At 54.7% G+C, this 13392-nt stretch carries 12 protein-coding genes; 2 read left to right on the top strand and 10 right to left on the bottom strand.

Annotated features, from left to right (window positions below):
* The first annotated feature begins 37 nt into the window (after window positions 1–37).
* Entirely contained in the window at window positions 38–1945 is a 1908-nt protein-coding gene (locus H6F59_RS26155; protein WP_242021186.1) for an ABC transporter ATP-binding protein, read from the top strand.
* Window positions 1946–2013: 68 nt separating this feature from the next.
* Window positions 2014–2211, top strand: coding sequence for an EamA family transporter (locus tag H6F59_RS27475; RefSeq protein WP_199325469.1), 198 nt, complete (start codon window positions 2014–2016; stop codon window positions 2209–2211).
* On the opposite strand, the gene H6F59_RS26640 is transcribed toward H6F59_RS27475, so the two are convergent.
* The 10 genes from H6F59_RS26640 to H6F59_RS00325 form a co-directional block, all read right to left on the bottom strand.
* On the bottom strand, window positions 2182–2316 hold the full coding sequence (locus H6F59_RS26640; protein WP_277882355.1) for a hypothetical protein: 135 nt from the start codon (window positions 2314–2316) through the stop codon (window positions 2182–2184). The genes H6F59_RS27475 and H6F59_RS26640 overlap by 30 nt on opposite strands.
* 79 nt (window positions 2317–2395) lie before the next feature.
* On the bottom strand, window positions 2396–3685 hold the full coding sequence (locus H6F59_RS00365; protein WP_190694172.1) for an MFS transporter: 1290 nt from the start codon (window positions 3683–3685) through the stop codon (window positions 2396–2398).
* 323 nt (window positions 3686–4008) lie between these two features.
* Window positions 4009–4818 (bottom strand): iron-siderophore ABC transporter substrate-binding protein, encoded by an 810-nt coding sequence (locus H6F59_RS00360; RefSeq protein ID WP_199325462.1) that lies wholly within the window; start codon window positions 4816–4818, stop codon window positions 4009–4011.
* A gap of 195 nt (window positions 4819–5013) precedes the next feature.
* The gene (locus H6F59_RS00355) at window positions 5014–7548 is read right to left on the bottom strand and encodes a TonB-dependent siderophore receptor (RefSeq protein ID WP_199325460.1); all 2535 of its coding nucleotides are present in this window, start codon (window positions 7546–7548) and stop codon (window positions 5014–5016) included.
* Between the two features lie 230 nt (window positions 7549–7778).
* Entirely contained in the window at window positions 7779–8765 is a 987-nt protein-coding gene (locus H6F59_RS27210) for an AraC family transcriptional regulator (protein WP_190694170.1), read from the bottom strand.
* A gap of 36 nt (window positions 8766–8801) precedes the next feature.
* Entirely contained in the window at window positions 8802–9614 is an 813-nt protein-coding gene (locus tag H6F59_RS00345; protein ID WP_190694169.1) for an ABC transporter ATP-binding protein, read from the bottom strand.
* A gap of 151 nt (window positions 9615–9765) precedes the next feature.
* Window positions 9766–10815 (bottom strand): iron ABC transporter permease, encoded by a 1050-nt coding sequence (locus H6F59_RS00340; RefSeq protein ID WP_190694167.1) that lies wholly within the window; start codon window positions 10813–10815, stop codon window positions 9766–9768.
* Between the two features lie 75 nt (window positions 10816–10890).
* Entirely contained in the window at window positions 10891–11919 is a 1029-nt protein-coding gene (locus tag H6F59_RS00335) for an iron ABC transporter permease (RefSeq protein ID WP_190694165.1), read from the bottom strand.
* 31 nt (window positions 11920–11950) lie between these two features.
* On the bottom strand, window positions 11951–12358 hold the full coding sequence (locus H6F59_RS00330) for a biopolymer transporter ExbD (protein ID WP_190694163.1): 408 nt from the start codon (window positions 12356–12358) through the stop codon (window positions 11951–11953).
* 107 nt (window positions 12359–12465) lie between these two features.
* Window positions 12466–13113, bottom strand: coding sequence for a MotA/TolQ/ExbB proton channel family protein (locus tag H6F59_RS00325; protein WP_190694161.1), 648 nt, complete (start codon window positions 13111–13113; stop codon window positions 12466–12468).
* Window positions 13114–13392 lie beyond the last annotated feature (279 nt).

Below are 13392 nucleotides of genomic sequence, written 5' to 3'. Positions count from 1 at the left end.
TCTCCCCCAAATACTTCCCATCCACCCATCTACCCCTATGCCCCCTATCACCCACCTCCTCTGGCAGCTAATCCGCTACGCCCAGCGGCTCTACTGGGTCGATACGCTGCTATGGCTGTTCATTCTGGGTCTGCCAGCGGTGCCGGGGCTGATCATTCGCGAATTTTTTGACACCCTCACCGGAGAGTCTCGCTTTGGCGCGTCGCCCTGGGTGTGGATTGGGCTGCTGCTGGCGGTAGGGGTAGCGCGGGTGGTGGCCATTTTTGTGGGGCGCATCACCAAGACCCAGCATCGCTTTTTGATCAGTGGCCTGGTGCGACACAACCTGCTGCATGAACTGCTCAAGCGGCCCGGAGCCGAACTTGCCACGGGCGGGGCCGACGGCCAAAACGCTTCCCCCGGCGAAATTCTCAGCTACTTTCGCGACGATGCAGCCCAGATCGAGGATGTGGTGGTGGGCACCAACGAGATTTTTGGCGCGGGGGTGTTTGCTGTAGGGTCGGTGGCGCTGCTGATCAGCGTCAACCCGACGATGACGCTGCTGGTGTTTTTGCCGCTGTGCGCGATCGCCCTTCTCGCCCACCAGGCCGAGCACCGCCTCAAACGCTACCGCCGCGCCAGCCGCCAAGCCACCCAGCAGGTCACCGGGCTAATTGGCGAATTGTTCACCGCCGTGCAAGCGGTGAAGGTGGCCGGGGCTGAAGCCCAAATGCTGGAGGAATTAGAGGAACGGTGCGATCGCCGCCGCGATCTGATGGTGCGCGACCAAGTCTTCACCGCCATCCTCAACTCCGGCTTTGAAAATATTGTCAGCATCGGCACCGGGCTAATTTTGCTAGTCGCCTCTCAAAGCCTCGGCACCCAAGGCGACCTCACCGTCGGCGACTTTGCCCTGTTCGTCTATTACTTATCGTTTGTTACCTACTTTCTCGCCTTCCTCGGCGGCTTCATCGCCACCATCAAGCAAAGCGAAGTCTCCTTTGAGCGCATGGGGAAGTTGGTGGGAGCGTGGGAGGGTGAGAGAGTAGGCGGGTGGGAGAGTAGGCGGGTGGGAGCGTGGGAGCGTGGGCAAGTCGACGACACCAGCACCCATGAAATAACCGAATCTCAACCATCCACCCTCCCGCCTACCCATCCACTCATCTACCCATCCACCCACCCGCCTACCCTCCCACCCCCTCACCCCCTCACCCACCCTCACCCCCTCTACCTCAAACCCATCCTTAGCTCAGGGCCTGCGCTACCGTCGATGGTGACGACCATTGCATCCGAACCCCTCAATGAGCTGCGCGTCGAGGGGTTGACCTACTGCTATCCGGGCGGTGGCGGCATTAGCGACATCAGTTTTACTCTCACCCAGGGCAGTTTGACGGTGATTACCGGACGGGTGGGGGCGGGTAAAACTACACTGTTGCGGGTGCTATTGGGTCTTCTGCCCAGACAGTCTGGTGTGCTGTATTGGAACGGTCAGCCGATTCTTGACCCGGCGACTTTTTTGGTGCCGCCTCGGGCTGCCTACACACCCCAAATTCCCCAGCTCTTCAGTGCTTCACTGCGGGAAAATCTGCTGCTGGGGCTTAGCGATACCGTGGGACAAGAACAGCTTGACCGAGCGATCGCCACCGCCGTCTTCGATCGCGACCTTGCCGCCATGCCCGAGGGTCTCGACACCCTGATCGGTACGCGCGGCTTTCGCCTTTCTGGGGGGCAAAAACAGCGGGCCGCCGCTGCCCGCATGCTGCTGCGCCAACCTGCCCTGATGGTATTCGATGACCTCTCCAGCGCCCTCGATGTGGAGACCGAACAGCGCCTGTGGGAGCAGATATTTACCCCATCCACCCATCCACCCCTTCCCCCCACCTGCCTCGTCGTCTCCCATCGTCCTTCAGTGCTCAATCGAGCCAGCCAAATTCTGTTTTTAGAAAATGGGCGTATTCAGTCATAACCAGCAGTCAATTTCAATCAATACTGACTATCTCGCCAAGGACACTATGGTTTTTAGTATTGTCGGAAGTGGCAACTGGGCTATTGTGGCTGTGTTACTTCACAGCGTTGCAAATTGGAAATGCGTCTTTAGTTGCGCCGGTCGATAAATCAGGGTTGATTTTAGTCCTCTTGCTTTCTGTCTTATTTGTGGGTGAGCCGCTAACAATAAAGGTCGTCGCAGGCACAGTGCTGCTATTAGTTGAGACATTGGTGCTGATCCTGTGAAAGGCTGGTTTCGCTGGGTCTGGGCAGGCGATCGCTCAAAATGCCATTGAGCTGCAGCGCCATCAGCTCAAACCCCTTCCACTGAAAATACAGCCGCTTGGTCACCCCCAAAAAAGGGCAGCCGATTCAACGATGAAAAGTCAGGGCACGGCTTTTGTGGCATTCACCCAAGACTGACTTAGCCCTAAGTGCTGCCATGGGGTCGTGATGGACGGTCTCCTAGCTTGCTGAGGTTGGGCATCCAGTAGCCCCCTAGACCCACTCCCACCATCGCCAAGGCACAAACCACGTACAGGAATGCCATACCAGAGCCGGGGCCAGTGCCCATCAGATCGCCAAATGTTCTAGCGAGACTCGTTTTGGAGGCCATGGCTGGCTCTAAGATGCGATCGGCCAGGGGGCCAGCCATGAGAGCGGCGCCGGCACTCACGACCTGTAGTACTAGGGCATTGGCGGCAAAGACTCGGCCCTGCTGCGCGGGGGCAATCTGAGTCATCCAGATGGCGGTTTCGGAACTGCCCAGCAGAGGAAAATTGAGCGACGAGCAGAACTGTGCCGGAACCCAGACTTGGGGCGATCGCCCCAGCCCAAACACTGTCTTGCTCAGCCCCGCACCGATGAATCCGGCCAGCATGCCGCCTACTCTTTGTTTTGGGCCACCCCAAACGCTGAGGATGATTGCTCCGGCCACGCCGCCAATGCCGGCTGCCGTTGCAGTGCTGGCTAGCACCTGGGCACTGCCGTTGGAGCGGGCCAAAATCATTGGCTCGTAGATGGCACCACCCAGATCGTGGAAAAACCAAAACAGGGTGCTAATCAGCAGCAAGGCCCGCAGCCTGGGTAGCTGCCAAACTTCGCGAAAGCCAAAGGTCAGCTTGGTCAACAGGGTTTCAATTTCAACGGTGGCTGGGGGCGCAGGCTGCGGAATTTGAAGGAAAAGGAGCGTGGCGATCGCCACCCCAAAACTCACCGTATCAATTCCGACAATCCCCAGCAGACCCACCAGCGGATAGAGCACCCCAGCTAGGGCCGGACCAAAGATAGTCGCCCCGTAGTGGACTGCCGAATTCATGCTGTTGGCCCGCGTTAGTTGAGAGGTTGGCACCAGGCTAGAAATCGAGGTCTGATAGGCCAAGCTTTGAATTTGCCCAAAGCTACCGTTCAGCATAGTGGCCAGATACAAATGCCAAATTTGCAGGTGGCTCGTTAAGTAAAGTAGGCCAATGCCAACTGTAGAGAGAGCAGCGACAGCATCACCCAGTATCATCAGGTGCTTACGGTTGAAGCGATCGACAACCAGCCCCGCCACCAGGGTGATCGGGATGCGCGATAGCTGCGAAAAAAATCCCACAAGTGCTAAAGCCGTGGCCGATTTCGTCATCTCCCAGGCCCAAAGGGTCAGGGCAAACTCGGTCATGTAGCTACCAATAGTCGAGACGAGCTGGCCCAACCAGATGATCGTAAAAGTACGCACAAACTTGTTCTCTAGCCTTAGGGTGCTTCGTCTGAATCACGAGAAGGGCGGGATTTAAGCGATAAGTTTAGTTTTGGGTCCTCTGGAAATTGTTGCCGAGCAACAGAGTGAATCCCACTTTTGTAGCTTTACCCTAAATCCCTCTCTCAGAACGAGCGAGACTTTGAATCCGGCTCCCCTTCTCCTTTTTTGGGAGAAGGGGTTGGGGATGAAGGTGTTTCAACAATTTCGCCATAATCGCTGTCTTTGATTAAGTTTTGCCAATGGCTAGGACAGCTTTTATCTCCCGTCAATGCAGTAGCGTGGGGTTGATCATAGATCCATCAAGCTGGCTGGTTATCTTCTACCAAATACTTGAATAAGTCGTCTATTACTGCATCTGCAGCCAATGGATTGCCGCCTCTCCAGGTCGGATAGTTAACCGAGTAGACTCGATCGTTCTGAACAGCCCGCAACTGCTGCCATAACGGATTTTGTTTGAGTTCGGTAATTGTCTGAGCCGCTTCAGAACCATCGGTAGCGACAAATAAAATATCGCCGTCAATATCCATCAGTCGTTCTTCAGACAATTTCACGATGCCGCCAGCAACCGGTACAGCTTGAGCCGGTGGTCGACGTAAGTTTGCATCAGCTAGAATGCTGCCATTAAAGGAATTTTTTAAGTCTAGGTCGATTGTGCCACAGCAGGTGTGAACAAAAGAGACTTCCGGGTTTTGCTGGCTATCTTCTAGGGCGGTTTTCAAAGACTGAATGCGTTGGTTATAACGGTTCCACACCTGTTGAGCTGCATCTGTTTTTCCCAATACGTTGGCGACAAAGTCAACGTGCTGTCGCCAAGAGGGATACCCTTCCCAGTCGTCGGCCACTGTAGGAGCAATTTGCGCTAGCTGGCTGTAAATGGCTTCGGTAGCATATTTAATGCCAATGATGAGATCAGGTTTTAGGGCGACTATTTTTTCAAGGTTGGGCTGTTCTTCTTTGCCCAATATTTGAATGGAGTCTAGCTGTTCTGCCAGGTAAGGCGGTGGCTCGTCAAAATAGACGACGGTGGCAATTGGTTTGACCCCCAGGGCGATCGCATCTCCCAGGCTAGGCACACTCAGGGTAACGACCCGCTGCGGCTGATTTGGCACACAGGTTTCTCCCAGAGCATGGCGAACCATGTGACAAGACGACTCGGGCACTGAACTCGCAGACGGCTGGTTTTCTGAACCAGTACAGCTCTGGATCAGGGCTACCATCAAGACTCCGCTCCAAAACAGTTGGACGCGTCGCCACCAGGATTTATCGATCATAGCGTTACGTTCTTAACCACTCATTTATCATCCTTAAAACGACCAGGAAACCGTGCCCCTGATGGTAAAAGGCGCGCCGTAGAAGACGCGCAGGCGGCTTTCTGCGGCTTCGAAGTAGGTGATATCAAATAGGTTCTCGATGTTTAACCCAATCCGAAAATCATCTCGGTTGTAAAACACAGAGGCATCGGTTCGGGTATAGCCCGGCACTTGAAATGAGTTATCTAAATCGCCTTGGCGATCGCCCACATAAAATAGCCCCAGCCCAAAGCCTAAACCCTGGAGCGCTCCCGATTGCAGTTCGTAGGTTGTCCACAGGCTAGCGGCGTGTTCTGGCACATTATTGAGGCGATTGCCTACGGCTAAAGTATTGTCAGCGGTGACTTGAGCATCTGTGTAGGCGTAGCCCGCCGCAATATTCCATCCAGGCAAAATCTCGCCCGTAGCCGTGAGTTCAACCCCGCGACTTCTCTGCTCCCCAGTTTGCACCGAGAAGTTCGGATTAATGGGGTCTTCAGTTAACACATTAGTCCGCGTGATTTGATAAAGTGCCAAAGTGGTCGAGAATCGATTGTCGAGCCAGTCGGATTTAATCCCGACTTCGTACTGGTTGCCTCGCTCAGGTTCAAAGAGACTATTGTCGAAGGCTGTGCCCACGCTCTGCAAGAACGAGCGACTGTAACTGGCATAAAGCGCATGTTCATCACTGGGTTGATACACCAACCCCAGACGAGGACTAAAGGCCTGATCATCTTGGAAAGCCTCTGAACCATCGGCAAAGAGCGTCTGCTGACTGATCAGGTCAAACCGCCCTCCTAGTAACAGTTTTAACTGGGGCAGCAGGTCGATTTGATCTTGAACATAAACCCCTACCGAATTAGTAATCAGAGGTTCTCTAGGATAGCTAGCCACGAACTGCAGTTGAGCTACTCCATAGACCGGATTAAAAATATCGATGGGATCAAGAACAAATTCTTGACCACCGCTCGCGTAGATATCGCGATTGACATCAAAACCGAATAAGAGCTGGTGAGAAATGCTACCTGTTTGTACTCTACCCGTCAGGCTAGTATCAAAGGAGTAGTTATCTTGAGATTGGTCGCCGGCCGTAAAAAGACCCCGTTCTAGAGTGCGCTGATCATCGAGCAGCGCTGTGGGGAAGAGGGAATTTTGTGGCTGCTGCTGAAAGCTAGCTCGAAACGAATTTTGCAGCTGCCAATCGGGGTTGATTTGGTGATCGAGGGTATACCCTAGTCGCAGCACGTAGCGATCGTTTTTATCTAAATCATCATTGGGTTCTCCAATGAACCGATTGCGGGGCAGCTGACCATTGATGTTAGGCAAAACTGTGCCCAATGCGGGTAGCCCGCGATCGTTGGGCTGTTCAGAAATCGTATACTCGCCTTCAAAGTTGATTTGGGTGTTAGGTCCAGCTTGCCAACTGATCGTGGGCGCAATGACATAATTTCGGCGCTCAAAAAAGTCAATAAAGGTTGACGAACTAGACGCGCCTGCGGTGAGACGGTAGAGCAAGGTTTCAGACTGATTGAGCGGCCCGGTAAAGTCTATGGAGCCGCCATAGGTGTCAAAATTGTCAATTGTTCCCTCCACAATGTAGTGTGGGGTTGCCAACGGCTTTTTGGTCACAATGTTGACGGTGCCACCGGGTGAACCTTGGCTAAACAAGGCCCCCGCCGGGCCTCTTAGAACCTCAATTCGCTCAATGTTAGGAATCGCGATGCGGGAGGTAATGTTGGTGTCATCGCGCAATCCATTGCGCAAAATGTTTCTACCCGAAAAACCGCGAATGGTATAGCCCTCAAAGGCGGACTGAGACGAGTTGTCAGGACTAACGCCTACTACGGTGCGCAGGGCTTCGTTGACGCTTTGTACCTGGCGATCTTCCAGAAGTTCTTGGGGTACTACCTGCACCGAAAACGGTAAATCGCGCAGAGGGGTATTGGTTCTACTCCCGACGGCAGCGTTAGGAACTCGGTAATCCTGTTGTCCCTGACCCGTGACCCCAATTTGAATAGCGTCTTCAGCACCGTCAAGCTGGGCAATTCCTGGCGCTATGTTGAAGACTAGGTTGCCTGCGGCTGTGTCAATCTGGGCGGTAGGCGGCCCATCAGTGCCGGTGATCGACAGCCGCACGGTGCCGTCGGGTAGGCTCGTTAGCTGGACTAGGGCAATGCCCTCGGCAGGGGCAAACTGCTCGGCAGTAGCCTCGTTGACCAACTCCAGCGTCGCATTGGGAATGTCAGCAATTAGCGCGTTGCCCTCGGTGCGGGAGGTGCCGATCGCCAGGGGGCGATCGCTAACCAGCTCAATTCTTAAGCCCTCTGAGCTATCGCTAATGTCAACGTCGGTAATCACTGCGGCGGCGGTTTGTCCCTGGGCCATCCACTCCTCCACGGTGAGTGCCGCCGAGTCAATCTGGGCCATTGCCTCTGAAACTCGCTCAGCTTCCTGAAGCGCTAGCGGTTCTGCTTTAGCTACAGGGGCGGTCACACCCGCCAGCAAGCCCATTACAAACAGTCCAAAACCCAAGGTTTTCGAAGTCATCATTCCCCACACCACAATTAGCCACTAGCTTGTCGGCGCTTACAAACGAGAAGTATTCTCAATTAAGCCAGCTTCAGACTATGGGGTTTAGGCAGGGCTTTTCTCTGCGACCCGGACTTTTTTCTCTTCGATCGGGACTTTTTGAAGCAGCAAAAAAATAGTCGTGCAAAGCGTCGGACCTATAGCTAATTCTTCAGCCTTAGACCCTATACCCTACACCTTAAAACTAACCCCTAAGCTCCCCGACAGTTTGCCAACTGATACGCCTTTGGCGTCACCCCAAACTTGCGCCGAAAGGCACCGCTAAAAGCGGTTGGACTGGTATAACCGACGATCGCCGCAACGACCGCAACGGAGCGCTGCTGCCCAAGTAGTTGGCAAGCTTTTTCCATCCGCTGCTGGGTGAGATAGCCAAAAACGGTAGTGTTAAATGCTTGACGAAATCCTTCCTTGAGCTTGCGATCGTTAAGGCCCACCTGCCGGGCTAAATCGATTAGGGAAGGGGGTGTTTGCAGGTTACTTTGCAGGATTTGCCGTGCTTGGTGGATACGTTCTAGATCATCTTGATGAAGGATGGACTTAGCAACGGTGCCATCATCCATTGCGTTTAGAAAAAGAGCAATCAGTTCGAGGGATTTAGCCTCTAGGTAAAGGGTTTGGGTCAGTCCTTGGTAAGGACACTGTAGGATTTGCCAGAGGGCGGTCTGCATTTCTGGCGTGATCGCGATGGGGTCAACAAAGGGAAATTCCTGCTCTCCCGCCATCATGTTTTGCAGCGTTTTTGGTAGCCTAGCGCTGTGACTTTCAGCTAACGCCGTTAGCAGGGGTGGATCGAGATGAATATCGACCGATAAATAGTCTTGATCCGCAAATTCTCGCCAGCGGCTGTCTTGCCATTCTGGGCCGAGCAAATGGGCCTGGCGATCGCAAAATACTGGCCCTTCGTTGTATTGACTGTGAGTTGTCAGGCTAAAAACAAACTCAAAACAGCTGCTTTGCTCTGGTGAACAGGCCTGCACTAGATTTTGGTGCAAACGGTAGCGGTGCAGGGTTAGAGCGATGCCGCTGGGCAGATCAATATCGCGCTTGTAGCCAGTACCTAGCCAGTCAGGATAGGTTAGGGTTTGATCCCGTTTATTTGCCAATAGCTCTGGCTGCGTGTTCTGAACATGCTCTCGAAGGAGCTGGCGCAATTCGCCATTTTTAAAGGTAGTCGTCACAGGCCGCTGGTCCTCCTTCTGGCACCGATGATCAGACTAATTCTCAATAGATTGGCTGATGGGCAGGCACAGCGGCGTATTAGACACGGGGTCAGTAATAATGCGGCTCTTTAGAGCAAAAACCTGCTGCACCATCGTTTCGGTTACAACGGCGGTGGGTTGCCCCTGGGCAATGACCTGTCCGTCGCGCAGAGCAACCAGATGATGGCTGTAGCGACAGGCCATATTTAGGTCGTGGAGCACCATGACGATGGTGCGCTTTGCCTGGCGGTTGAGCTGGTAGAGCAGATCCAGCACCTCAATTTGATGGGCTAGATCGAGGTAGGTAGTCGGTTCGTCCAGCAGTAGGGTTTCGGTGTCTTGGGCCAAGGCCATGGCAATCCAGGCTCGCTGGCGCTGGCCGCCAGAGAGGGTGTCGAGGGAGCGGTTGGCAAACTCGTGCAGGTGGGTGGTGGCGATCGCCTCCTCTACTTTCAGTTCATCCTCCTTCGACCACTGTTGCAGCCAGGTTTGGTGGGGGTAGCGGCCCTGGGCGACGAGCTCACGCACGGTTAGCCCTTCTGGGGCAGCGGGGCTTTGGGGCAAAATACCCAGGCGTTTGGCCAGGTCTTTGGTGGGCAGGTGGGCGATCGCATCCCCATCCAAATACACCGTGCCGCCCTGGGGCTTGAGTAATCGCGCCATGCCCCGCAGCAGAGTCGACTTGCCACAGCCGTTTGGCCCCACCAGCGTGGTGATCTGCCCCTGGGGAATGGCGAGATCAAGACCTTGAATAATCACGTTGCCGTCGTAGGCCAGGGTGAGCTTGCGGGTGGTGAGGGCGATTTGGGTGGCGGTGTTGGTGAGCATGGCGGCGGGGTGACGGGGTGGATGAGTAGGTGGGTGGATGGGTAGTTGGGTGGGTTAATTTGGGGTTTTAGGTTTCGGGTTTATGGTTCTGCCTTGCACCTTGCACCTAACACTCTGCACCTGCATTTTTTTGCCTTTTGCCTTTTCTGCATTACTGGTTGCGGTCGCGATATAACAACCACAGGAAATAAGGGGCGCCAATGACGGCAGTGATGACGCCGCAGGGCAGTTCGATGGGGGCGAAGGCGAGGCGACCCACAATGTCCGCGAGTTCGACAATGCAGGCTCCGGTGAGAGCTGCAGCGGGAAGCAAGCCTGCGTGGGAGGGGCCAACTAATTGCCGGGCCAGGTGGGGGGCCATAAGGCCGACGAAACCGATGGTGCCGGCGGTGGCGACGGAGGCGCCGGCCAGGGCTACGGTGCAGAGCAGCAGCAAGGTGCGGGTCCATTCCACTCGGCTGCCGAGGCCTTGGGCCAGGTTATCGCCCAGGTTGAGGGTGTCGAGATCCCTGGCCAGCACCATGGTCAGGGGCAAAAAAATGGCCAGCCAGGGCAGCAGCGGCCACAAATGTTCCCAACTGCGGCCGTAGACGCTGCCAGTCAGCCACACCAGCGCCTGGCTGACCGTGTTGATTTCGCCAAAGGTAATCATCAGGTTGCTGAGAGCACTGGTCAGAGCCGTCAGGCCAATGCCTACTAGAATCAAGCGAATGGGAGAGCTGCCACCATTCCAGGCCAACAGATAGATGGCGATCGCTGCCCCTAGACCGCCTGAAAACGCAGCAATTGGCAGCCAGCCCGTCGTCACCTGCGGAAACAGAACAATTAGCGCCACCGCCACCAAACTGGCCCCTGAATTAATACCGACGATTTCTGGAGCGGCTAGGGGGTTGCGAGTTATACCCTGTAGGATTGCCCCTGCTACCGCCAGTCCCATTCCCACCAGCAGCGCCACTAGGGCGCGGGGTAGCCGCAGGGTATTCACCACAAAGGCATAGTCAGGGTTCGCTGAGAAGCCCAAAATCGTCTTCACCACCTCCAGGGGCGGCAATGGATATTCTCCTTGGCTAACGTTGAACACCAGCGACAGCAGGGCAACCAGCAGCAGCGCCACTAAAACCGCAGGGACACGGCGATCAACCCGAAAAGAGAGTGGAAATCGCCGGGGTCGAAGGGAAAGCCAGGGTTTTGTGGTGGACATGGGAAGGGATTTAAGGTGACGGGTTTAAGGTTTAGGCTTGTCTAGGGCGGGCATTGCCCACTATCAACCTGTGCCCTACCGCTTGATCTTTGACTTAGCTAAACAAATAAAGAATGGTGCCCCCACCAGTGCCGTCATAATGCCTACTGGCAGCTCTTGGGGGCGGATGATTAGGCGAGCAGCGAGGTCGGCGACTGACAGCAAAATGCCCCCAAAAAGCATTGAATAGGGCAAAATCCAGCGGTAGTCGACACCGACGGCAAAGCGCACCACGTGAGGCACCACTAGGCCGACAAAGCTAATGGGGCCAGCCAAGGCGACGGAGCTGCCCGCCAACAAGACCACCGCGATCGCTGCCCCCGCTTTCACCCAAGCCGTCTGCAACCCTAAGCCCTGGGCTACTTCTTCCCCCAGGCTCATCAGCGTCAGCTGCCGCCCTAGGGCCAGAGATGCGACCAGCCCCAGGGCGATGTAGGGTAGCACCGGTAGCATACTGGCCATATCCTGCCCGGCTAGCGACCCGGCTAGCCAGAAGCGAATTTCGTCTAGGGTGCGCTGGCTGAGGATGAGAATGCCATAGGTGAGCGAGCTGAGCAGATACCAAATGGCGGCTCCGGCGATCACCAGTTTCAGCGGTGTGAGGCCACTGCGGCCTAGGGAGCCCATCCAGTAGACGGTGATGGCGGCGATCGCGGCTCCGGCAAAGGCAAACCCTACATAGCTGCCACCGCTGCCCAAAAAGAATATTGCCAGCACCACCGCCAGCGCTGCTCCCATATCAATACCCAAAATGTCTGGGGCTGCCAGAGGATTTCGGGTCAACCCTTGGGTAATCGCCCCCGCTACCGCTAGCGCCGCTCCCACCACCACCGCCAAAATTGCCCTAGGCAGCCGTACCGTGCGAATAATCAAGTGTTCGGTCGAGCCATCAAACTGAAAAATGGCTTGCCACACTGTTGCGGGGCTAATATCTGCCGCCCCCAGCAGAATGCTGCACAGCAGGCAAACCAGCAAGACACCAATGCCCAACCCTAACCCCAGCGCCAGGGATACAGGTGATTTAGAGATAGCTAGGGGTTGGGCTTGCACCGACTTTGCATCCATATCAGTTGATCGAAAACCACCGAAACGATTCCTACTCGCCTCGCTGAGTCGCAATCCCCAAGGTTGCACCCTCGATCGCTCGCAGTTCGTCCATCACCGCAATCACGCGACCGTGGTTGACGGCTTCATCGGCGTTGATCACAATCACTGATTCCTGAGATGTGCCCATCAGATCGCGCACGCCAGTTTGCAGCTTATCTAGGGCGATCGCCTCTTTATTCAGGGCAATATCCCCCGACTCCTGCACCGTTACGGTGATCTGATCTTGTTTTTGCATCTCAGCACTAACCGCCTTGGGCAAATTCACCGGCAGCGACTCAGAGCGAGTTAAAAACAGGCTAGACATAATGAAAAATGTCAAAATCGCAAAAATAACGTCGATCATGGGCACGACGTTTAGCTCAAACTCTTCTTCTGGCTCTTCAGGAAGGTAGGACATAGGGGTGGATGGGTGGGAGGGTGGATGGGTAGGAGAGTTGGGAGTGGATGGGTGCCAGTTGTAGTTTTTTTACCTGTATCCGGTACCTAATACCTGACACCTATTCCCTATCTGGCAAAGGTCTCTTCCCTAAGCTGGGTCTTTCGGTCGTAGTGGGTTTCATAGAGAATCTCAAGTTGCCCGCTGTACTCTTGAATCAACGACACCTGCCGCTTGTAGAGACCCTTGAAGATATTGGCAAATAGCAGTGTGCCGATGGCTACGACCATCCCTGCGGCGGTTGAGACCAGAGCTTCGGCAATGCCACCCGTCACGGCAGCCGCATTCGAGTTGATATCGCCAATTCCTAAGGCGCTAAAGGCCGCAATTAGCCCCAAAACAGTGCCTAATAGGCCCAGCAATGGTGAGAGCGTAACAATTGTGGCGAAAACTGTATTAAACCGGCGCAGATGAGGTAGCTCTGCCTGCATAGCGCTGAGCAGGGCCAGATGAAACTGGCTGGGTTTAGCACCTTCTAGCTCTAGGGCTTCAAGAAAAATGCGGGCCGTGGGCAGATTCACGTTTTGTCGCAGCTTGGGGTACACATCCATCGGGGCTTGCCGATAGGTGCGCAAAACTTCTTGCATTACTGGACGCTGGCGGCGATTGATGCGAAACCAAAAGACCGTCCGCTCAATGATGAGCGCGATCGCCAGAATCGAGAACCCCAGCAGTGGCCACATGACGATGCCGCCCGCCGCAAAAATAGTATCCATAGGCTTTGCTGCAAAATAGTGTCAACAAGCATTCACTCTGATTTGCGAGCCAATGTCAAGATTAAAACTAGGATTATTTTCATCAGCAGGTCTGGCCTTGGCAGCAATTTCAGAGAGTAAACTAAGGATGGAAACGTGTAGAACCCTTGTTCAGGAATGCTTTTGGCAAAATCTCGATCTTTATTAGCGATCGTTTCTAAGGATAATTCGGCATTAAAAACCGCAGTCTTAATGCAACTGTTTGCCGATTGTGTAATATAGCTAAGAAGATTTTTGCCG

The sequence above is a fragment of the Nodosilinea sp. FACHB-141 genome (assembly GCF_014696135.1).
In the GTDB taxonomy this organism is placed as follows: Bacteria; Cyanobacteriota; Cyanobacteriia; order Phormidesmidales; family Phormidesmidaceae; genus Nodosilinea.
Note: the sequence above shows the minus strand (reverse complement) of the source record. Positions and strands in the feature narration are given on the sequence as shown.

Coding starts and splice junctions, on each gene's coding strand:
- H6F59_RS00345 (WP_190694169.1), bottom strand. CDS start 9,614: ATGCTCACCAACACCGCCACCCAAATCGCCCTCACCACCCGCAAGCTC.
- H6F59_RS00355 (WP_199325460.1), bottom strand. CDS start 7,548: ATGATGACTTCGAAAACCTTGGGTTTTGGACTGTTTGTAATGGGCTTG.
- H6F59_RS00335 (WP_190694165.1), bottom strand. CDS start 11,919: ATGGATGCAAAGTCGGTGCAAGCCCAACCCCTAGCTATCTCTAAATCA.
- H6F59_RS26155 (WP_242021186.1), top strand. CDS start 38: ATGCCCCCTATCACCCACCTCCTCTGGCAGCTAATCCGCTACGCCCAG.
- H6F59_RS00340 (WP_190694167.1), bottom strand. CDS start 10,815: ATGTCCACCACAAAACCCTGGCTTTCCCTTCGACCCCGGCGATTTCCA.
- H6F59_RS00330 (WP_190694163.1), bottom strand. CDS start 12,358: ATGTCCTACCTTCCTGAAGAGCCAGAAGAAGAGTTTGAGCTAAACGTC.
- H6F59_RS00325 (WP_190694161.1), bottom strand. CDS start 13,113: ATGGATACTATTTTTGCGGCGGGCGGCATCGTCATGTGGCCACTGCTG.